Origin of the sequence: Sphingomonas aerophila, from assembly GCF_014199305.1 — a bacterium.
GTDB lineage: Bacteria > Pseudomonadota > Alphaproteobacteria > Sphingomonadales > Sphingomonadaceae > Sphingomonas > Sphingomonas aerophila.
Genome location: NZ_JACIJK010000003.1, coordinates 272,007 through 290,482 on the forward strand (window position 1 = coordinate 272,007; position 18,476 = coordinate 290,482).

General features: G+C 65.8%; 19 protein-coding genes. 10 read left to right on the plus strand and 9 right to left on the minus strand.

The window, feature by feature from the left end; genetic code table 11:
* The first annotated feature begins 30 nt into the window (after positions 1-30).
* The 5 genes from glmU (at position 31) to FHS94_RS06140 (ending at position 8,070) form a co-directional block, all read left to right on the plus strand.
* Complete coding sequence (gene glmU / locus FHS94_RS06120) at positions 31-1,386, plus strand: bifunctional UDP-N-acetylglucosamine diphosphorylase/glucosamine-1-phosphate N-acetyltransferase GlmU (RefSeq protein ID WP_184055716.1); 1,356 nt, start codon at positions 31-33, stop codon at positions 1,384-1,386.
* Between the two features lie 65 nt (positions 1,387-1,451).
* The gene (gene glmS, locus FHS94_RS06125) at positions 1,452-3,275 is read left to right on the plus strand and encodes a glutamine--fructose-6-phosphate transaminase (isomerizing) (protein ID WP_184055718.1); all 1,824 of its coding nucleotides are present in this window, start codon (positions 1,452-1,454) and stop codon (positions 3,273-3,275) included.
* Positions 3,276-3,341: 66 nt separating this feature from the next.
* Positions 3,342-4,253, plus strand: a complete 912-nt coding sequence (locus FHS94_RS06130; protein WP_184055720.1) for an ROK family protein — start codon at positions 3,342-3,344, stop codon at positions 4,251-4,253.
* A 74-nt stretch (positions 4,254-4,327) separates the two neighbouring features.
* Positions 4,328-6,208, plus strand: a complete 1,881-nt coding sequence (locus FHS94_RS06135; protein ID WP_184055722.1) for a putative bifunctional diguanylate cyclase/phosphodiesterase — start codon at positions 4,328-4,330, stop codon at positions 6,206-6,208.
* Positions 6,208-8,070 carry an ATP-binding protein gene (locus FHS94_RS06140; protein WP_184055724.1) on the plus strand — a complete coding sequence of 621 codons (1,863 nt, stop codon included), beginning with the start codon at positions 6,208-6,210 and terminating at the stop codon, positions 8,068-8,070. The genes FHS94_RS06135 and FHS94_RS06140 overlap by 1 nt, the downstream gene beginning before the upstream one ends.
* Here FHS94_RS06140 and dinB read toward each other — a convergent pair.
* From dinB to FHS94_RS06155, 3 genes are all read right to left on the minus strand, one after another.
* On the minus strand, positions 8,067-9,152 hold the full coding sequence (gene dinB, locus FHS94_RS06145; protein WP_343055188.1) for a DNA polymerase IV: 1,086 nt from the start codon (positions 9,150-9,152) through the stop codon (positions 8,067-8,069). The genes FHS94_RS06140 and dinB overlap by 4 nt on opposite strands.
* 13 nt (positions 9,153-9,165) lie before the next feature.
* Positions 9,166-10,122: an isopenicillin N synthase family dioxygenase gene (locus tag FHS94_RS06150; protein ID WP_184055727.1), complete on the minus strand. Its 957-nt coding sequence runs from the start codon at positions 10,120-10,122 to the stop codon at positions 9,166-9,168.
* Between the two features lie 84 nt (positions 10,123-10,206).
* Positions 10,207-10,695, minus strand: coding sequence for a hypothetical protein (locus tag FHS94_RS06155; RefSeq protein ID WP_184055729.1), 489 nt, complete (start codon positions 10,693-10,695; stop codon positions 10,207-10,209).
* A 167-nt stretch (positions 10,696-10,862) separates the two neighbouring features.
* Here FHS94_RS06155 and FHS94_RS06160 point away from each other — a divergent pair, with 167 nt between their 5' ends.
* From FHS94_RS06160 to FHS94_RS06170, 3 genes are all read left to right on the plus strand, one after another.
* Positions 10,863-11,201 carry a DNA primase gene (locus tag FHS94_RS06160; RefSeq protein WP_184055731.1) on the plus strand — a complete coding sequence of 113 codons (339 nt, stop codon included), beginning with the start codon at positions 10,863-10,865 and terminating at the stop codon, positions 11,199-11,201.
* Between the two features lie 237 nt (positions 11,202-11,438).
* Complete coding sequence (locus FHS94_RS06165; protein WP_184055733.1) at positions 11,439-12,053, plus strand: opacity protein; 615 nt, start codon at positions 11,439-11,441, stop codon at positions 12,051-12,053.
* Between the two features lie 96 nt (positions 12,054-12,149).
* On the plus strand, positions 12,150-12,473 hold the full coding sequence (locus tag FHS94_RS06170; protein ID WP_184055735.1) for an HNH endonuclease family protein: 324 nt from the start codon (positions 12,150-12,152) through the stop codon (positions 12,471-12,473).
* Here the strand turns inward: FHS94_RS06170 and FHS94_RS06175 are convergent.
* On the minus strand, positions 12,470-12,661 hold the full coding sequence (locus FHS94_RS06175; RefSeq protein WP_184055737.1) for a hypothetical protein: 192 nt from the start codon (positions 12,659-12,661) through the stop codon (positions 12,470-12,472). The genes FHS94_RS06170 and FHS94_RS06175 overlap by 4 nt on opposite strands.
* Positions 12,662-12,943: 282 nt before the next feature.
* Here FHS94_RS06175 and FHS94_RS06180 point away from each other — a divergent pair, with 282 nt between their 5' ends.
* On the plus strand, positions 12,944-13,354 hold the full coding sequence (locus FHS94_RS06180) for a thermonuclease family protein (RefSeq protein WP_184055739.1): 411 nt from the start codon (positions 12,944-12,946) through the stop codon (positions 13,352-13,354).
* Between the two features lie 82 nt (positions 13,355-13,436).
* Here FHS94_RS06180 and FHS94_RS06185 read toward each other — a convergent pair whose 3' ends face one another.
* The 3 genes from FHS94_RS06185 to FHS94_RS06195 form a co-directional block, all read right to left on the minus strand.
* Positions 13,437-14,495 (minus strand): ribonucleotide-diphosphate reductase subunit beta, encoded by a 1,059-nt coding sequence (locus tag FHS94_RS06185; protein WP_184055741.1) that lies wholly within the window; start codon positions 14,493-14,495, stop codon positions 13,437-13,439.
* Positions 14,496-14,588: 93 nt separating this feature from the next.
* Positions 14,589-14,792 (minus strand): hypothetical protein, encoded by a 204-nt coding sequence (locus FHS94_RS06190; RefSeq protein ID WP_184055743.1) that lies wholly within the window; start codon positions 14,790-14,792, stop codon positions 14,589-14,591.
* Positions 14,789-15,091: a hypothetical protein gene (locus FHS94_RS06195; RefSeq protein ID WP_184055746.1), complete on the minus strand. Its 303-nt coding sequence runs from the start codon at positions 15,089-15,091 to the stop codon at positions 14,789-14,791. Before FHS94_RS06195 ends, FHS94_RS06190 begins: the two co-directional genes overlap by 4 nt.
* Before the next feature lie 218 nt (positions 15,092-15,309).
* Between FHS94_RS06195 and FHS94_RS06200 the strand changes: the two genes are divergently transcribed.
* Positions 15,310-15,558 carry a DUF2171 domain-containing protein gene (locus FHS94_RS06200; RefSeq protein ID WP_184055748.1) on the plus strand — a complete coding sequence of 83 codons (249 nt, stop codon included), beginning with the start codon at positions 15,310-15,312 and terminating at the stop codon, positions 15,556-15,558.
* Between the two features lie 193 nt (positions 15,559-15,751).
* Here FHS94_RS06200 and FHS94_RS06205 read toward each other — a convergent pair whose 3' ends face one another.
* Both FHS94_RS06205 and FHS94_RS06210 read right to left on the minus strand, forming a co-directional pair.
* Positions 15,752-17,686 carry a ribonucleoside-diphosphate reductase subunit alpha gene (locus FHS94_RS06205; RefSeq protein WP_184055750.1) on the minus strand — a complete coding sequence of 645 codons (1,935 nt, stop codon included), beginning with the start codon at positions 17,684-17,686 and terminating at the stop codon, positions 15,752-15,754.
* Between the two features lie 330 nt (positions 17,687-18,016).
* Positions 18,017-18,475: a DUF3429 family protein gene (locus FHS94_RS06210; RefSeq protein WP_184055753.1), complete on the minus strand. Its 459-nt coding sequence runs from the start codon at positions 18,473-18,475 to the stop codon at positions 18,017-18,019.
* Between the last annotated feature and the right edge of the window lies 1 nt (position 18,476).

Genomic DNA, 18,476 nt, shown 5'->3' on the forward strand with positions numbered 1-18,476 from the left:
GGCAACATCTTCGTGGCAGGCGCGAACACCATGAGCACGCCACCGCTTGCCGTTGTCATCCTTGCCGCCGGGCAGGGTACCCGCATGAAATCGCTGAAGCACAAGGTGCTGCACCCGATCGCGGGGCGGCCCATGCTGATGCACCTGCTTGCCTCTGTCGGGGAACTGGCGCCTGAGCGGACGGTGGTGGTGACGGGTGCCGGGCGGGAGCAGGTCGAGGCAGCGGTCGCGCCGTTGGGCGTAGTGACAGCGCTCCAGTCCGAACAGCTTGGCACCGGCCACGCCGTGTTCCAGGCGCGCGACGCGCTCGCAGGGTTCGCGGGCGACGTCCTGGTCCTCTATGGCGACGTGCCGCTGGTCAGTGCCGACACGATGCGGCGGATGATCGCGCGGCTGCACGCGCCCGACACGCCGGCGACGGTCGTGCTTGGCTTCCGCCCAGCCGATCCCGCCGCTTATGGCCGGGTCATCACCGATGCCAATGGGCGGATCGATCGCATGGTCGAGTACAAGGACGCATCGCCCGAAGAGCGGGCGGTGACCTTGTGCAACTCCGGGTTGATGGCGGCGCGGGTGGAAGACCTGTTCGGCTGGCTGCCCCGCGTCGGCAACGGCAATGCGGCTGGCGAGTACTATCTGCCCGATGTGGTCATGCTTGCAGCGTCGGACGGGCGTGCGTCGGCCGTGATCGAAACCGCAGCGGATGAGGTTGCGGGCGTGAACAGCCGCGCCGAACTCGCCGGGGTAGAGGCACGCTGGCAGCAACTGCGTCGCGACCGGGCGATGGCGGAGGGCGCGACGCTGGCGGATCCCGGCACTGTTTGGTTCAGCCATGACACCGCAATTGGTCGGGATGTGGTGATCGAACCCAATGTCGTGTTCGGCCCCGGTGTCAGCGTGGCGGACGGGGCGGTGATCCACGCATTTTCCCACCTGGAAGGCGCCAGCGTCGGAGAGGGCGTGGCGATCGGCCCGTTTGCGCGGCTTCGTCCCGGCGCGCGGATCGGTCGAGGGGCTCGCGTCGGCAACTTCGTCGAGGTCAAGAATGCCGTTCTGGGCGAGGGCGCGAAGGCGAACCACCTGTCCTACCTTGGCGACGCGGAGGTGGGCGCGGGCGCCAACATCGGTGCCGGCACGATCACGTGCAATTACGACGGATTCCTTAAATATCGCACCACCATCGGGGCCGGCGCCTTTGTTGGGTCCAATTCAGCACTGGTCGCGCCCGTCGCGATCGGGGCAGGCGCCATCGTCGCGGCGGGGTCGGTCATCACCGCGGACGTCGAGGCTGACGCGCTGGCTTTGGTCCGTCCGCCGCAGGTCGTGAAGTCGGGCTGGGCGGCCCGCTTTCGGGCAGCAATGGCCAGCAAGAAGGCGGCGAGATGATCGGGACGATCCCCGTCGACCGAATTACCGTCCTTTACTGAATTTCGACAAGAGAAAGCTCGAACATGTGCGGAATCGTTGGCATTCTGGGTGCGACGCCGGTGGCGGACCGCCTGCTTGAGGGCCTGAAGCGGCTTGAATATCGCGGCTATGACTCCGCCGGCATCTGCACCGAGCATGACGGTGAACTCGACCGTCGCCGCGCGCCGGGCAAGCTCGCCAACCTTGCCGAACGGTTGCGGGCCGACCCGCTGCCCGGCTTGATCGGGATCGCGCATACGCGGTGGGCGACCCATGGCGGGCCGACCGAAGACAACGCGCATCCGCATATCGCGGGCGACGTGTCCGTGGTCCACAACGGCATCATCGAGAATTTCCGGCCACTGCGGGAAGAGCTGATCGCGGACGGGCGCACGTTCCTGTCGGAAACTGATACAGAGGTGGTGGCCCATCTGGTCGATCGCGAGCTGAAGCGCGGCCTGGGCGCACGTGAAGCCGTGGCGGCCGTGCTTCCGCGCCTGCACGGCGCATTCGCCCTGGCAGTGCTGGTCCGCACCGAACCCGATGTGCTGTTCGGTGCTCGCCTGGGTGCGCCGCTCACGGTCGGCTATGGTGACGGGGAGAATTACCTCGGCTCGGACGCCCATGCGCTCGCCCCGCTGACCCAGCGCATCGCTTATCTGGAGGAAGGCGACTGGGCGGAGGTGCGGCGCGACCGGGTGCAGATTTTCGACCGCGACAACGCGACCGTGGAGCGCGAGATCGTCAACTCGGGCGTGTTCGGTCACGCGGCGGACAGGGGCAACTACCGCCACTTCATGCAGAAGGAGATCTATGAGCAGCCGGTCGTGGTTGCCCAGACGCTGCGTTCGTACCTGCAGCGGCTGGAGGGGCGAGTCACGCTGCCGATCCCTGAAAGCGACCTGTCCGACGTGCGCCGCGTTACGGTCGTGGCATGCGGGACGAGCTTCTATGCCGGCATGGTCGCCCGCTATTGGTTCGAGCAGTTCGCGCGGGTTCCGGTCGACATCGATGTCGCATCGGAGTTTCGCTACCGCCAGCCGGTGATGGAGCCGGGCGGGCTTGCCCTGTTCATCTCGCAATCGGGCGAAACGGCGGACACGCTTGCGGCGCTGCGCCACGCCCGCGCCGAGGGGCAACGGATCGCGGTGGTGTGCAACGTGCCCACCAGTTCCATGGCGCGGGAGGCGGACATCCTGTTGCCGACCCATGCAGGGCCGGAGATCGGCGTCGCGTCCACCAAGGCGTTCACCTGCCAGCTTGCGGTGCTGGCAGCGCTGGCGGCCAATCTTGCACGCGCCAAGGGGAAGTTGAGCGAGGCGGCGGAGCGGGAGATCGTGCGTCACCTGTCGGAGGCACCGGCCGCGATCAACGGCGCGCTTGCCTATGACGAGGCGATCGAGGCGATGGCCGGCACGGTCGCAAGCGCGCGTGACGTCCTGTACCTTGGTCGCGGCACCGACTATCCGCTCGCTCTGGAGGGTGCGCTGAAGCTGAAGGAAATCAGCTACATCCACGCCGAAGGTTACGCCGCAGGTGAGATGAAGCACGGGCCTATCGCCTTGATTGACGATGCGGTGCCCGTGATCGTGATCGCACCGTCGGGGCCGTTGTTCGAGAAAACGGTGTCGAACATGCAGGAGGTGCGCGCGCGTGGCGGCCGGGTGATCCTGATCAGCGACTATGACGGCGTCGCTGCCGCCGGCGAAGGCTGCATCGCTACGATAACGATGCCCAAGGTGCATCCGCTGATCGCGCCGATCGTCTACGCGGTGCCAGTGCAGCTGCTCGCCTATCATGTTGCGGTTGCCAAGGGCACCGATGTCGACCAGCCACGCAATCTCGCCAAGTCCGTTACCGTCGAATAACCGCGACCGCCGGCGCGTTGCCCCCTGCCGCGCGGTCGTGCAGGGGGGCACGCAAGGGAGACGGGCATGCCACAGGAACCGCTTATCGCCGGAGTTGAGCTGGGCGGGACCAAATGCGTTTGCATCCTGGCGCGCGGACCTGATGCGGTTGAGGACGAAGTCCGCATCCCGACCACCCGGCCGGACGAGACCCTGCCGGCGATCGAGGCGGTGCTGGAACGGTGGCGTGGCTATGACGCGCTCGGCATTGCGAGCTTTGGGCCGATCTCGATCGATCGCTCGGCTGCGGACTATGGCCATGTGACGGTCACGCCCAAGCCTGGCTGGGCCCATGCCGATATCGCCGGGCGGCTGGCTGCCGTTGCTGGCGTGCCGACCGGTTTCCATACCGACGTGGTGGGGGCGGCGCTGGCAGAGGCGCGCTGGGGCGCGGCGGAGGGACTGGCCGACATCGCCTATGTCACAGTGGGCACCGGCATCGGCGCCGGGCTGATCGCGGGCGGGCGTCCTGTGGACGGCCTTACCCATTCCGAGATGGGGCATTTGCGGCCTGTTCGGGTTTCCGGTGATGACTGGGTCGGTTCCTGCCCCTTTCACGGCGGCTGCATCGAGGGGCTTGCCGCAGGACCCGCTATCAAGGCGCGCACGGGCGAGGCGGCCGAGAACCTGCCCGCCGATCATCCGGCGTGGGACCTGGTAGCGCATGCGCTGGGCCAGCTTTGCCATGCGCTGGTCCTGACGGGCGTTCCGCGCCGGATCGTGATGGGGGGCGGGGTGATGACCGGGACGACGCACCTGTTTCCGAGAGTCCGCGCTGCAATGACCCGCAGCCTTGCCGGCTATGTGCCCGTGGCCGAGGTCGCGCTGGTCGACACGTTCCTGGTGCCACCCGCGCTCGGCGGGCGGGCGGGGCCGCTTGGCGCAATCGTGCTGGGTGAGCAGGCGCTGGAGCGTCCGCCGTCGTTTACTGCCCCTTAATTGCGTTCATTTACGGCCTGGCAAGTGCATAGAGGCCGTTTGAGCACCCGGCGCAAAGCAAGGCGGAGTGTTCGATGCGTATCTTGATCGTGGATGACGAGCAGGCTGTGCACGACAGCTATCGCCGTTCTCTCGCGCGGGCCACCGTGACTGCGGATGCTCTTGGCGCCATGGCGATCGAGCTGTTCGGAGAGAATGGGCAGGCCGATATGGCAGACGACCAGAGCGACTTCGACATCGTCCATTGCCACCAGGGACTGGACGCGATCGACGTGGTGGACGCGGCCAGGACGGCCGGCGAGCCATTCTCCGTCGCCTTTATCGACGTGCGGATGCCGCCGGGGATCGACGGGCAGGAAACCGCGCGACGGATCCGCGCCCTCGACCCGGAGATCAACCTGGTCATGGTCACCGGCTATTCCGACTTCACGCCGCTGGAAATCAGTCGCGTCGCGGGACCCGCCGACAAGATCTTCTACCTCGCCAAGCCTTTCGAGGTTGCCGAGGTCCAGCAAACGGCGGCGGCGCTTGCCGCGCGCTGGCAGACCGATCGCGAGCTTGCGGCCGCGCGGACGCGTTTGGCCGAGCAGGTCGTACGGCTGGAAGAACAGTCCGCCGAGCTTGCCGCGAACGAGAGCCGGGCGATGCACATGGCGACCCATGACCCCCTCACCGACGCGCCCAACCGTGTAGCGTTCCAAAGGGCGCTGGGCGAGCGGGTCCGGCGGAGCGGGCTGTTCGCGGCGGCCATGATCGACCTTGATCGTTTCAAGCTGGTCAACGACACGCTTGGTCATCTGGCCGGGGACGAGCTGATCCGGATCATCTGCGGTATCCTGCACCGCCATGCCCCGGAAGGGGCGATGGTCGCACGCCTGGGCGGCGACGAATTTGGCATCCTGTTCGACACTCCAGGCGAGCAGGCCGCCGCGATGGCTTGCGACCGCCTCCTGGCTGCCTGCTCCACCAGCCTGACCGTCTATGGCCATTCGGTGCAGGGCGGCGCTTCTGCCGGGCTGGTCGTCCTGGACGGCGCGGACGAGCATGATCCCATCGACGTGATGCGCCGCGCGGACCTGGCGCTCAACGATGCCAAGCGGGTCGGCAAGGGCGTGGTCCGCCTGTTCGACGAAAGCATGGACGAGGGCGTTCGCGTCCGTCGCGGGATCGAAGGTGGCCTGAAACAGGCGATCGACCGGGGTGAACTGAGCCTGGAGTTCCAGCCCATCGTTTCACGCGACCGGATCGAGGTGGTCGGATTCGAGGCGTTGGTGCGGTGGAACACCAGCGACTTCGGGCCGATCAGCCCATCGACGTTCATCCCGATCGCCGAAGAGTCGAACCTGATCCATGAACTGGGCGACTGGGTGCTCGCCAACGCGCTGACCGAACTTGCCGCCTGGCCCGGCCAATATGTGTCGGTGAACTTCAGCCCGCGCCAGTTCCGCCGCACCAACTTCGTCGGCCATATCACGCAGGCGGTGCTGGCCGCCGGTATCGAGCCTAGCCAGCTGCAGATCGAGATCACGGAAACCGCGATCTTCGACGATTCTGACCGCGCGGCCGAAACACTCTACAAGCTGCGCCAGATGGGGTTCAGGATCGCACTGGACGATTTCGGCACGGGTTATTCGAGCCTGTACAACATTCGCAAGTTCGCGCTCGACAGCCTGAAGATCGACCGCAGCTTCATCGACGGCATGGGGCGCGAGCGGGAATCGGCGGCGATCGTCCATTCGATTATCCACCTTGGTCGCGCCCTGGGACTGGAGATCATCGCGGAGGGTGTGGAGACTGAAGCTCAGGTCCAGGCGCTGCGGATCGCGGGGGCCAGCCATTTGCAGGGCTTCTACTTTTCCCATCCAGTACCGGCTGACGTTGCGCGGGACATGGCAGTAGCTCGGTTTGCAACGGACGATCGCGAGGAAGAGCCGGCAACCGGAACTCACGGCTGATGCGCCACGCGGCCGGGTCGCGGGCGGGAGGTAGATGGCGCCGCAGCCCTTCGTCGCTTGGCGCGAAGTTGGTCCTGATCCTGACCGCGGTCGGGCTGGCCGGGGCCATCGGGATCACGCTGCTGCTGGCGACGGTAATCACCCCCAGCTTCGACGGCCTTGAGACTCGCGTCATTGAGGGCCAGATCGACCGAACGCGCGACGTCCTGGCGGCCTCTGGCGCCGAAGTCGAAGGCGCGGCGCGGGATTGGGCCGATCGAGATATCGGCAAGGGCGCTGCGCGGTCAGGGAATTTGCAAGGTGGCGATGACCTGTCGCGACGCCCTACCAGCAGCCTGGCAGCCGAGGGCACGGCCTATGTCACACCCGATGGGATGGTGGCTGCGGCACGATGGGTGAACCCGCTTACAGGGGCCGAGGTGCCGGGCTTGCAGCGGCAACTCCGGGTGCTTGCTGCAGGTGATCTGTCGCCGGTGCTGCGCCGCGGCAACTCGGGCCACTTCTTTGCCAGGCTCGGCTCCAGCGTTGCCGCGATCGGGGTGGCACAGGTGCGCCGATCGGATGTCACTGCCCCAACGCCGGGGCTGGTGCTGACCGCGCGCGAAGTCACATCGGCGCAATTGTCCCAATTGCTGCGCCGTCCGGCCGAACTTGACGTCCATCATGTGAGTGAACGCGAGGGCGTCGAACTCGACCGGACCAGCGTTCGCATCGCGGTGCCGATCATCGGCGCGGACGGCCGGGCTGTGGCGAGTGCTCGCCTGCGGATGCCGCGCGACGTGTCGATGCTGGGCCGTCGGATGCTGCTGTTGGCGGTGGCAGGATCGACGCTGTTGCTGCTGGTGGTGCTGGCGGTGCTTCGAATCGCGATGGCGCGGCTGGTGCTGAAGCCACTCGCTCACATCGAGCGGCATATGCAGCAGGTCCGTGAATCCGGCCAACCGTCGACGCTGAGGGAAGTCTCTCGCCGGGACGAGATCGGGTCATTGGAGGTCAGTCTCAACGCGATGCTGCTGCAACTTCAGGACCTGCGCGAACAAATCGAGATACAGGGGTTTGCGCTCGGCCGCTCAGAGAGCGCGGTGGCAGTCATGCACAATGTTCGCAATGCGCTGAACCCGATCAGCACGATCCTGAGCCGCGGCATGGCACAGCGCGGGCGCGTTGACCGGGTGACGTTAGGCCGGGCGATCGGGGAGCTGGCGCGGGATGACACTCCGTTAGCTCGCCGGCAGAAGCTTGCCGCGTTCGTTGCGGCAGCGACCGAGGCCGACGCGGAGGCGCGTGAAGCGATGCGCGGTGAGCTTCAGGTCGGGCGCGAGGCCATGGCCCTTGTTCTCGAAATCATCGGGGAACAGCAAAAGCAGGCGCATGAGCGCGCTACGCTGGAACGGTGCAACGTGTCGCAAATCGTCGCCCGCAACGTCACCATCGCCCGCTATTCGCAGCTTGCCTCCATCGCGTTCTCCTTCCCAGCCATGCAATACGACGTCATGGCCAGCCGCGTGATCCTGAGTCAGGTCATGGGCAACCTGTTCGGCAATGCCGCGGAAGCCATTGCCGCGACGGGGCGCGGCAGCGGCTCGATCTCGGTCAGCGTCAGCAAAGACGGCGATATGGTCGACATCTGCATCAGGGACGACGGAGAGGGCTTTGGTTCGATTACCGCCGCCGCCCTGTTCCAGCGAGGGTTTTCGACGCGGGAGCACAAGTCCGGCGGGCTGGGGCTGCATTGGTGCGCGAATGTGGTGACAGCGATGGGCGGCGCGTTGCGGCTGGAGAGCGAGGGAGTGGGGCGCGGCGCGACCGCGATCCTGACCCTGCCGGCTGCCCCAGAGGCGTCGCTGGCCAAGGCTGCCTAACGCGGTTCAAGCAGGGGCAGAACGGGTTCGGCTTCATGGTCCGGGTCAACGATCCCCGACAGGGTCAGCCCGAGCAGTCGGATGCCGCCGGGCAGGGGCTGTTGCGACGCGAGCAGCGCTTTGCCGATCGCACCAAAGGCAGGCCGGTCACTGACTGCACCGGCAACGGAGCGCGCGCGGGTGATGGTCCGGAAGTCCGCGAACCGCAGCTTCAGGGTAACCGTACGCCCGCGCGCACCGCTTCGCTCGATCCGGGTCCAGGCGGCGTCCGCCACCCGTTCCAACGCGTTCAGCAGGTCGGCCGGCGCGGACAGGTCCTGCTCAAAGGTGCGCTCCGCCCCGACTGACTTGGTCGGGCGGTCCGGCCGTACCGGGCGATGATCCTCGCCCCGCGCGGCGCCATGCAGGTAAGATGCATGGCCGGCAAAATGAGCTTGAAGGAAGGGCAGGTCGCGCGCGGCAAGGTCTGCGCCGGTTTCGATGCCCAGCGCGTTCATGCGCCGGGCGGTGACCGGTCCCACCCCGTGGAAACGCTTCACGGGCAGCCCGGCAACGAATGCAGCGCCGCGCGATGGTGGAATGACACACATCCCGTCGGGCTTGTTCTGATCGGAAGCGAGCTTCGCAATGAACTTGTTGTAGCTCACCCCCGCCGACGCGGTCAGGCCGGTGTCGGCGCGGATACGGTCGCGGATTTCGCTCGCGATTGCGCTGGCTGAGCCGAGCCCGCGGCGGTCCTCGCTGACGTCCAGATACGCCTCGTCGAGCGACAAGGGCTCGATCAGGTCGGTATAGTCGGAAAAGATCGCGCGGATCTGTTGGGAGATGGCGCGGTACACGTCAAAGCGCGGCGGCACGAACACCAGGTCTGGACAGCGACGGAGTGCGCTGACCGACGGCATGGCGGATCGAACCCCGAACGCGCGTGCCTCGTAGCTGGCGGCCGCGACTACGCCCCGTGCGCGCGACCCGCCGACCGCCACCGGGCGACCGCGCAGCGACGGGTCGTCGCGTTGCTCCACGGACGCGTAAAAGGCGTCCATGTCGACATGAATGATCTTGCGCTGCGGCGCGTCCGTCACCCGGTTCGGGGGCTTACTTCTTGACCAATCCGATCTCGACCAAGCGCTCGTGCAGGTAATCGTGCGCGGTGATCGGGGTCGGATAGCGGTTGGGATTGTCCGCATTGATCGTGCCCGGCAGCGTTTCGATCAGGAAGTCGGGCGCCGGATGGAGGAAGAAAGGCATCGAATAGCGCGAATGGCCGCGCCGCTCGGGCGGCGGGTTGACCACGCGGTGGGTGGTGGAGGGCAGAACGTGATTGGTCAGCCGCTGCAGCATGTCGCCGACGTTCACGACCATCGCTCCCTCTGGCGGGCGGATGGCGAGCCAGCGGCCCGAGTCACGGTCGAGGAGCTCAAGCCCCGCCTCCTCAGCGCCTAGCAGCAGCGTGATGAGGTTGATGTCCTCATGCGCCCCGGCCCGCACGCCCTCTGCATCGGCGGGGATCGGCGGATAGTGGAGCAAGCGCAGCACAGAGTTGCCGTCGCGCACCGCTTGGTCGAACCAGTTCGCTTCCAGCCCCAGATAACGCGCAATGGCCGACAGCAGCTTGTCGCCCGCGGTATCGAAGGCGGAGAACAGGTCAAGGAAGGTCGGCTTGAACCCTTCCGGGCGGTCCGGCCATATATTGGGCGCCATCTGTTCGGCGAAGCGGTGCCCGGCCGGCAGGTCGCGGCCGATATGCCAGAACTCCTTCAGGTCGACATGCTTCGCGTCCTTCGCGATCTCCGTCTTGAAGGGCGTGTACCCTCGGGCACCACCGCCACCTGCGACACAGTAGCGCCGCTTTTCCTCCTCAGGCAGCGCGAACAGCGCCTCGGTTTCGCGCCAGGCGCTGTCGATCAGGCCATGAGGAATGCCGTGGTCCGCGACGATCGCGAAGCCGAAGCGCTGGAAGGACTTGCCAAAGGCCTGCGCGAACCCGTCGGGATCGCTGGCCTGGTCGGCGAGGCTGAGGGTCGGAACCTCGGCGGCAATGGTGTCGAGCATGGGAACTTCCCTGGTGGAACGTGACAGCCACATAGGCGCTGCGGTCGCGTCGGAACAGGGGCGAGCAGTGCCGACCCGGCGACCTCAGCCGATCACCAACTCCCCTAGCGACTGATGATCCCCCGTTGGGCGCAGCTGAAGACGGAAGTCCTGGTTCTCGTCGGTCTTGCCGACAAGTCCGGTGCCATCGCTACGAAGCTTGAATTCAGCTTTGTTCAACCGCTCGGCCAGCCAGTCGCGTACGGTGGCGGGCTCGGCCGGGCTGGTGAAGGTCACGCGGACGCCACCCTTGTTGTTCTCTCCCGCCCGCAGATTGAAGCCGTTGATCTGCGAGCCGGGATAAAGATGCACGCCGTTCAGGTCGAAGTTGCTCGCGTCCAGCTTGATCTTGGGAAGGGTGATCTTCCCCTCGAAGCCGGGCACGTCGAGCTTCACCTGGCCGCTATTGCCGTCGGCACTCGCAACTGCCCGGCCACCTTCGTCCTTTACGGAGATGGAGGTGCCGCCGTCCCCCTTGCCACACGCTGTCGTGACGAGTGGAAGGAACAGGAGCGAGACATATAGGCGGCGCATCAACTTTCAGCCTTTCGGAATGTCCGAGGAATGCCTGCACGCTATGACCGGGCTGCCTGACGGGCAAGCATCCAGAAGGGGAGCATCGCGTTCGTGCTCCCCTTTCCGGAACCCGCCGGCCCTGCCCGCCGTTCGCGCCCTGATCACCGTTGAGCAGGAGAAACGAAATGGGCGGACATCAGGTTACCGGCATGGGCCCGGGCGACGACGGGTATGACGAGGAAGGCTATGACGAGAGCCAGCGGGCGGAGATCCTGGAGGCGACGCGCGATGGTCCAACTGATGGCGTGCTGCTGACGGATATCGAGCCCGACCTGGGCGACGACGAGGAAGACGAGCCCATCGACGAGCTCGACATGGAGGCAACCGAGGTTGGTGAGACCGACGCGTCCGTTGACATGGACGAAGATGACATCGACGAGGACGATCTCCAGGCCGATTTCGACCAGGACGAAGTCGATGATGAGGATCTGGACGACCGGGACGACGCAGCACTGCGTCCCTGATCATGGCCGCGCGGGGGCGGCCCGGACCGCCCCCGCCACTGATCCGCCACGGCAGCGCCTCACTTCGTTCATGTGCCCTCAAGAAACCGTGTCTGTTCCGCAACACTCGGCATAATTGGCGGATTTCTGCGATTTTGTACTGAACCGGCAGGGGGGCCGGTGGTTGTGCAGAGCCTCGGGCAAGGGCGGCACGCGCACGGCGGCCGCCAGCCTGAAGATGAAGCAGAGGTTCAGATTATGCGTAAGTTCACCCTCGCCGCCGCTGTTGCGGCGACGTTCCTCGCCGTTCCCGCTTTCGCGCAGGATAGTGCGCCGACTGCGGACGCGGCACCGGGCGAGGCAGCGGCTCCCGATGGGTCGAAGGCATTCGGCATTGCGCCGTACTTCGGCGTGCTCGGCGGCTGGGAAGGTTTTGATCGTCGCGTTGGTCACGGCATCCCGAACACCCCGATCGGCGGCCGCAAGCTGCAGGGTGCGGTTGTCACGGGCGTCGCCGGCGTGAACGTGCCGCTCGGCCCAGTATTCGTGGGTGCCGAAGGTGAAGTGTCCAAGGGCGTCGATGGCGCGATCGACTGGGGCTACGGCGCCGCCGGCCGCTTCGGCTTCCGCGCTGGTGACAGCGGCCTGTTCTACGGCAAGGTCGGCTACCGCTGGATCAACTTCGACCGTTACGGCAACGACAGCCCCGACTTCCACGCCATGACCTATGGCGTCGGCTTCGAAGCTGGCCCGAAGGACATCGGCCTGAAGGGCATCACCGGCAACGCGGGCTTCCGTTTGCGCGGCGAAGTGTCGACCTTTGGCAGCGCCAAGAGCTTCCGTCCGCAGCTGGGTATCGTTACCCACTTCTGATCGCGGCTGACGAAAGATTGGGCGGGGTGCGGCACATGTCGCGCCCCGCCTTTTCGTTGCGCCAAGGCTGCCCATATCGGCCCTGTGGCAGGACGGGTGAAGCGCAAGGCGGGGCTTGCCGCAGCGGCGGCACAGGCTGAGCGAGAGGTCAGCCCGGACCCGTGCGCCCTGTGCAGCCGGCCGCTTGGCACGCGGGTCGAGTGGCACCACCGGGTTCCCAAGAGCCAGGGCGGCACGGAGACGGTGCCGGTGCATCCGATCTGCCACCGGACGATCCACGTCCACCTGACCAATCGCGAGCTCGCGACCGACTTCGCCGACCTCGATGCGCTGAGGTCCCGAGACGATATTGCCCGGTATATTCGCTGGGTGGCCGACAAGCCGCCCGACTTTCACGCGCCGACCCGGCGGACGCGTTAGCCCGGCATCGCATTCGCCAGGATCGCGAGGTCGTCGGGGGTGACCTGCTGTCCCGTGGCGTCGTCTTCGGCTGCATTGTGCTGAGGAGCGGGTGCGGACCCTGCCACGTCATAGGCGAGCCAGAGGATGCCCGCCGCCCAGACCAAGGCCCATTTGCGATGACGAAAGATGCGGGGTCCGGGCAGCATGGGCGATGGAGTTTTGCACGGGCGACGTTGAGCCAAGATTAAGGGGCGGCTGGCGACATGCCCGGCCGGTAATCTGGTCCGTTCCCGTGGAAATAGGCGCAGTTTCATTCCGAAGCGGAGCAGGACGCCCGCCATCGCGCAGCCGGGAACGGCACGGATGCGAGCATGGAACAATCTCCGGGCCGACGAGCCGCTCGCCCTCGCCCCACGCTTCGATCATCCCGTTGGCGCTCCGGTGTCGCGAGGTCCGCCCTGTGGGCAGTTGCGGCGCTATGTTCGACGATGCTCCCGGTCGGGGCTGCGGGCGGGCAGCGCCGGTCCCCATCTTTCGCGCCACCCCGCTGGTTCGGATCGTGCCCCACCGGCGGCGGCGTCGACTGCGTCGTTGACGGCGACACGTTCTGGATCGGTGGCGAAAAGGTGCGCATCGCCGACATCGACGCGCCGGAGACGCATCCACCGCGCTGCGATGACGAAGCCAGGCTGGGGAACGCGGCCACGCAGCGCCTCCAGCAACTGCTCAACGGCGGGCCGATCAGGCTAGTCGCAGGGGCGAGGGACACGGACCGCTACGGCCGCCGCCTGCGGATTGTGGTGCGAAACGGACGTTCACTGGGTGACCAGCTGGTCGCAGAAGGATTGGCGCGCCCGTGGACGGGACGTCGGCGCCCCTGGTGCGATATTGCTGGATAGTCGCGCCGCTTCCGGTTCGCGCGTCGCGCGCATCGCTCGGCGGTGGCGCGCACCGGGACGGGTCCCGATGCGCGCGCGACCCTTACTCGGCAGCTACGCCAGCGGCGGAGAACATGTCGGCGCCTTGGTCGCCGGCATCCTCGTTGGCTGCCTTGCCCGTCTTTGCCTTCTGGCGCTTATCGAAGCTGTCCCAGACGTCGTTCCACTGACCCTTGGTCGCGGCCTTGGAATATTCCGTTGCGCGCGTTTCAAAGAAGTTGGCGTGCTCGACGCCGTTCAGCAGCGGCGTCAGCCACGGCAGGGGGTGCTCGTCGATCATGTAGATGGGCTTGAGGCCCAGCTGCCCCAGCCGCCAGTCCGCGATGTAGCGGATGTACTTCTTGATCTCCTTGGGCTTCATCCCCTCGACCGGGCCCATTTCAAAGGCGAGGTCGATGAAGTTGTCCTCCAGCCGGATCGTCGTCTGGCAGACATCGGCGATATCGTCCTTGACCGCCTTGGTCAGGCACTGACGCTCCTGCACAAAGGCGTGGAACATGCGGATGATGCCCTCGCAATGCAGCGATTCATCGCGCACCGACCAGGACACGATCTGGCCCATGCCCTTCATCTTGTTGAAGCGCGGGAAGTTCATCAGCATCGCGAACGACGCGAACAGCTGCACCCCTTCCGTAAAGCCGCCGAACATGGCCAGCGTGCGTGCGATGTCCTCGTCAGTATCGACGCCGAAGTTCTGCATGTAATCATGCTTGTCCTTCATCTCGGCGTAGTCGAGGAAGGCGCCATACTCGCTCTCGGGCATGCCGATCGTGTCGAGCAGGTGCGAGTAAGCGGCGATGTGGACGGTTTCCATGTTGCTGAACGCGGTCAGCATCATCTTGATCTCGGTCGGCTTGAACACGCGGCCGTATTTTTCGTGATAGCAGTCCTGCACCTCGACGTCCGCTTGCGTGAAGAAGCGGAAGATCTGGGTCAGCAGGTTGCGCTCGTGATCGGTCAGCTTCTGCGCCCAATCGCGGCAATCCTCACCCAAAGGCACTTCTTCAGGGAGCCAGTGGAGCTGCTGCTGACGCTTCCAGTATTCGAACGCCCAGGGATATTCGAAGGGCTTGTACTGCTTGGAGGCTTTGAGGAGGGACATGGGATCAGCCTTTCGGAACGACGATATTCGAATTGGGGTTGACGGTGCCGCGGCGCGCAAGCCGGGTGCCGAGCAGAGGGGACGCTGGCGCAATCACGGGGTAGTGCTCCAGTTCCACATCGCGGTGGCCGACATGGCGAGCACGATCGCACCGGAAACGAGCATCACGCCCGACATGCGATAGGCATAGACCTGCCGCTCGGACGTGCGCGAGGACGCGAGCTTCAGCAGCATCCACCCGCCAGCCAGGCCAAGCACCAGCGCGACGGCATACATGATCAGAACACTGTAACTCATCCGCGCACCCGCCGTGTGACATAGACCGTGCGCGTCTTGCGTGCGCCGACCCCCAAGAAGACCACTCCGACAAAGAAGCCGAAGTCATACCAGCCGCCATTGTTGGGGACCGCATACACCGCCACGTCCGGCATCACGAGGCTGAGCACCCAGGCGACGGGAAAGATGAAGCCGTGCCACAACCCAAAGAGGAACCCGGGTGCATCGGCGGCATGGCTGACGCCGCTTGCGGCTTGCCGCGCGCAGGCGCCCAGCAGGCCGGGAAGGGCGAACGCCAGGAGGCGGGCAGAGCGCGTCATCACCATGCCATACCACATGACACGCGGTCTGGCCTGAACGGCTGTGCCAGCCTCGCCACCCGCACCCCGCGACTGTGAATCGCGCGGGCACCCGTCCGACGTGGCGAGCCGCCGCGGCGCGAGAGCCCCTCCAAGCCACGCGGCGATGCATCCAAACGCCCTGCCGCTCGTTGCGCCCCAGAACCGATTTCAGGCTCACCCATCAAAGGAGAAAGACCATGGTCGACGTCAGCCAGATCCAGGAACATGCAGAGGTCATCGGCGCCGACGGCACCCATGTCGGCACGGTCGACCATATCGAGGGCGATCGCATCAAGCTGACCAAGAACGACTCGCCCCAGACCGAGGACGGGCAGGGCGGCAAGCACCACTACATCTCGGTCGGCCTGGTGGCTGGCATCGAGGACGGCAAGGTTCGCCTGTCCGCGAACGGTGACGTCGCGATCCAGTTCGAGGAAGAGGCCTGAGCCCTCACCCACGCGACTGACGCGTGGAGCAGCCCCGATCCGCACATCGCGGGCCGGGGTTTTTGCTGTGTCAAAGGGCGGGTGCGTCATTGCCATCGCGTCCTTGGCCGCGTCGTCAGACGGGTCGGCTGTGCCGACCCGCTGGCCGTCGCGGCATGTCTTCGGATTGCTCACGCAATCCGAAGCTGCCCATTCACTGACAAGCCAGGCACTCGTCATAGTCGGTGGTCTCGCCAAGCGAGAACTTCGGCGTCTCGATCGTGTTGTCCGCCTCCACGCCGCCCTGGCCCTCCGACCCTGCGAAGCCGGCGCGCTGCACTGACTTGGAACGCAGGTAGTAGAGCGACTTGATGCCGAGCTCCCAGGCGCGGAAGTGGAGCATCAGCAGGTCCCACTTCTCGACATCCGCCGGGATGAACAGGTTGAGCGACTGGGCCTGGTCGATGAACGGCGTGCGATCACCCGCCAGCTCCAGCAGCCAGCGCTGGTCAATCTCGAAGCTGGTCTTGTAGCAGTCCTTTTCCTCGGTCGACAGGAACTCGAGGTGCTGAACCGATCCGCCATGCTCCAGGATCGAGTTCCAAACAGCGTCCGAGTTCTTGGACTTCTCGATCAGGATCTTCTCAAGATACGGGTTCTTGACCGAGAAGCTGCCCGACAGCGTCTTGTGGGTGTAGATATTGGCCGGGATCGGCTCGATGCAGGCCGAGGTGCCGCCGCAGATGATCGAGATCGACGCGGTCGGCGCGATCGCCATCTTGCAGGAAAAGCGCTCCATCACGCCCATGTCGGCAGCGTCGGGGCAGGGGCCGCGCTCAACGGCGAGCTGCATCGATGCCTCGTCGACCTGCGCTCGGATCTGCTTGAACATGCGCAGGTTCCACGACTTGGCCATCGCCCCTTCGAACGGAATGCCGCGCGCCTGGAGGAAGGAGTGGAAACCCATAACACCCAGGCCCACCGAGCGTTCACGCCCGGCGGAATAGGCCGCACGCTCCATGCCCGGCTCGTGCCGGTCGATATAATCCTGCAGCACATTGTCGAGGAAGCGCATCACGTCCTCAACGAAGCGACGGTCGTCCTTCCACTGGTCCCACGTTTCGAGGTTGAGCGAGGACAGGCAGCAAACCGCGGTGCGGTCGTTGCCAAGATGGTCGCGGCCGGTCGGGAGCGTGATTTCCGAGCACAGGTTGGAAGTCGAAACCTTGAGTCCCAGGTCCCGGTGATGCTTGGGCATGGTCGAGTTCACATGGTCGGCGAACACGATGTACGGCTCGCCGGTCGCCAGGCGGGTTTCGACCAGCTTCTGGAACAGCGCGCGGGCATCGACCTTGCCGCGCTCCGACCCGTCCTTGGGGCTGCGCAGGATCCATTCGGCGCCGTCACGGACCGCTTCCATGAACGCGTCGGGGATGAGCACGCCGTGGTGGAGGTTCAGCGCCTTGCGATTGAAGTCGCCGCTCGGCTTCCGAATTTCGAGGAATTCCTCGATCTCGGGGTGCGACACGTCGAGATAGCAGGCAGCGGAGCCGCGGCGAAGCGAGCCCTGGCTGATCGCCAGCGTCAAGCTGTCCATCACGCGGACGAACGGGATGATGCCGCTGGTCTTGCCGTTCAGGCCGACCGGCTCACCAATGCCGCGAACATTGCCCCAGTAAGTGCCGATGCCGCCGCCACGGCTGGCGAGCCAGACATTCTCGTTCCAGGTGTCGACGATGCCGTTGAGGCTGTCGGGCACCGAGTTGAGGTAACAGGAGATCGGCAGACCGCGCCCGGTGCCGCCGTTCGACAGTACGGGGGTCGCCGGCATGAACCACAACCGCGAGATATAGTCGTAGATGCGCTGCGCGTGGGCGGCATCATCCGCATAAGCAGACGCGACACGGACGAACAGGTCCTGGCACGATTCGCCTGGCAGCAGGTAGCGGTCGTTCAGCGTGTCCTTGCCGAAGTCCGTCAGCAGCGCATCGCGGCTATGGTCCACCTCAACCGGATAGGGACGGGGGCGAACCGAATGGCTGTCCTGATGCACGGGGCCAGTCGCTGCCGGCCCGGTCGCCGCGGGGGCGGTTACCTCGGGACGGGTGTCGATCGTATCGGCTGCCATATCCGTATCCCTGAAATCCACTGAACGCTCCCTGTTCTACTCGCGGTCGAATCAGGGCAGGCCCGATCCTAGCCGGACACGACCGGCGGAACAAACCGGGACCGTGGCCGCTGCCACTCTCCCTGCTGCAATATAAGGCTGCAGCCTGTTCACACCAACGGTTGCGTTTGCTCCGGGTTCTTAACGCTAGGGATAGTGGTTAGGTTGTTTTCCGGTCAAGCCGGCCACAGCAAAGGAACAAGGGCCAACGAAGCGCGACGCATGGTTTCCTGCCGCTTTGCCAAAACGCAAGCCGGCATATTTTTATTTTGCCTATCGGTCCGGGTGCATAGGGGTTGTGGGCGACCCAGCTCAGGTCAACGCGCGCACCCACAGCGCCACCAGCCCGAGAACCGCGATGGCCATCTGCAAGGGCCTAAGCCGGGCGAAGAAGCGCGGTGCGGTGCCCCCGCGCGCGGCGACGGGATCGTAGAAGGCGACACTGGCATAGCCGGCGATCAGCACGGGAAAGGCAAGTGGGCCCGGCAGCAACAGACCGGCCAGACCGCACCCGAATCGGACGGCCATGGCGACCAGCTGGCCGGCGGTCTGCCCGCCTTCGGTGAAGAAGCTCAAACCCCGGGTAACGCCCGCCAGGAAGAGGAGGATCGCCGCCGCCCAGATCTGCCCCGCCACCAGGGCCACCAGCACAAAGGAACTGCCCGTCCATGCAAGTGCGCCGGCGGCCGCGATCACCAGCGCGGGCCCGTACCCCAATAGCTGCTCGAGCGGCGGGGTCGTCGCCGGCGTCTCCTCTCGCGGGGACGGCATC

Excerpts from the sequence above, each read along its gene's own strand:
- glmU (WP_184055716.1), top strand. The coding sequence starts at position 31 with ATGAGCACGCCACCGCTTGCCGTTGTCATCCTTGCCGCCGGGCAGGGT.
- glmS (WP_184055718.1), top strand. The coding sequence starts at position 1,452 with ATGTGCGGAATCGTTGGCATTCTGGGTGCGACGCCGGTGGCGGACCGC.
- FHS94_RS06130 (WP_184055720.1), top strand. The coding sequence starts at position 3,342 with ATGCCACAGGAACCGCTTATCGCCGGAGTTGAGCTGGGCGGGACCAAA.
- FHS94_RS06135 (WP_184055722.1), top strand. The coding sequence starts at position 4,328 with ATGCGTATCTTGATCGTGGATGACGAGCAGGCTGTGCACGACAGCTAT.
- FHS94_RS06140 (WP_184055724.1), top strand. The coding sequence starts at position 6,208 with ATGCGCCACGCGGCCGGGTCGCGGGCGGGAGGTAGATGGCGCCGCAGC.
- FHS94_RS06150 (WP_184055727.1), bottom strand. The coding sequence starts at position 10,122 with ATGCTCGACACCATTGCCGCCGAGGTTCCGACCCTCAGCCTCGCCGAC.
- FHS94_RS06155 (WP_184055729.1), bottom strand. The coding sequence starts at position 10,695 with ATGCGCCGCCTATATGTCTCGCTCCTGTTCCTTCCACTCGTCACGACA.
- FHS94_RS06160 (WP_184055731.1), top strand. The coding sequence starts at position 10,863 with ATGGGCGGACATCAGGTTACCGGCATGGGCCCGGGCGACGACGGGTAT.
- FHS94_RS06165 (WP_184055733.1), top strand. The coding sequence starts at position 11,439 with ATGCGTAAGTTCACCCTCGCCGCCGCTGTTGCGGCGACGTTCCTCGCC.
- FHS94_RS06175 (WP_184055737.1), bottom strand. The coding sequence starts at position 12,661 with ATGCTGCCCGGACCCCGCATCTTTCGTCATCGCAAATGGGCCTTGGTC.
- FHS94_RS06180 (WP_184055739.1), top strand. The coding sequence starts at position 12,944 with ATGCTCCCGGTCGGGGCTGCGGGCGGGCAGCGCCGGTCCCCATCTTTC.
- FHS94_RS06185 (WP_184055741.1), bottom strand. The coding sequence starts at position 14,495 with ATGTCCCTCCTCAAAGCCTCCAAGCAGTACAAGCCCTTCGAATATCCC.
- FHS94_RS06190 (WP_184055743.1), bottom strand. The coding sequence starts at position 14,792 with ATGAGTTACAGTGTTCTGATCATGTATGCCGTCGCGCTGGTGCTTGGC.
- FHS94_RS06195 (WP_184055746.1), bottom strand. The coding sequence starts at position 15,091 with ATGACGCGCTCTGCCCGCCTCCTGGCGTTCGCCCTTCCCGGCCTGCTG.
- FHS94_RS06200 (WP_184055748.1), top strand. The coding sequence starts at position 15,310 with ATGGTCGACGTCAGCCAGATCCAGGAACATGCAGAGGTCATCGGCGCC.
- FHS94_RS06210 (WP_184055753.1), bottom strand. The coding sequence starts at position 18,475 with ATGCCGTCCCCGCGAGAGGAGACGCCGGCGACGACCCCGCCGCTCGAG.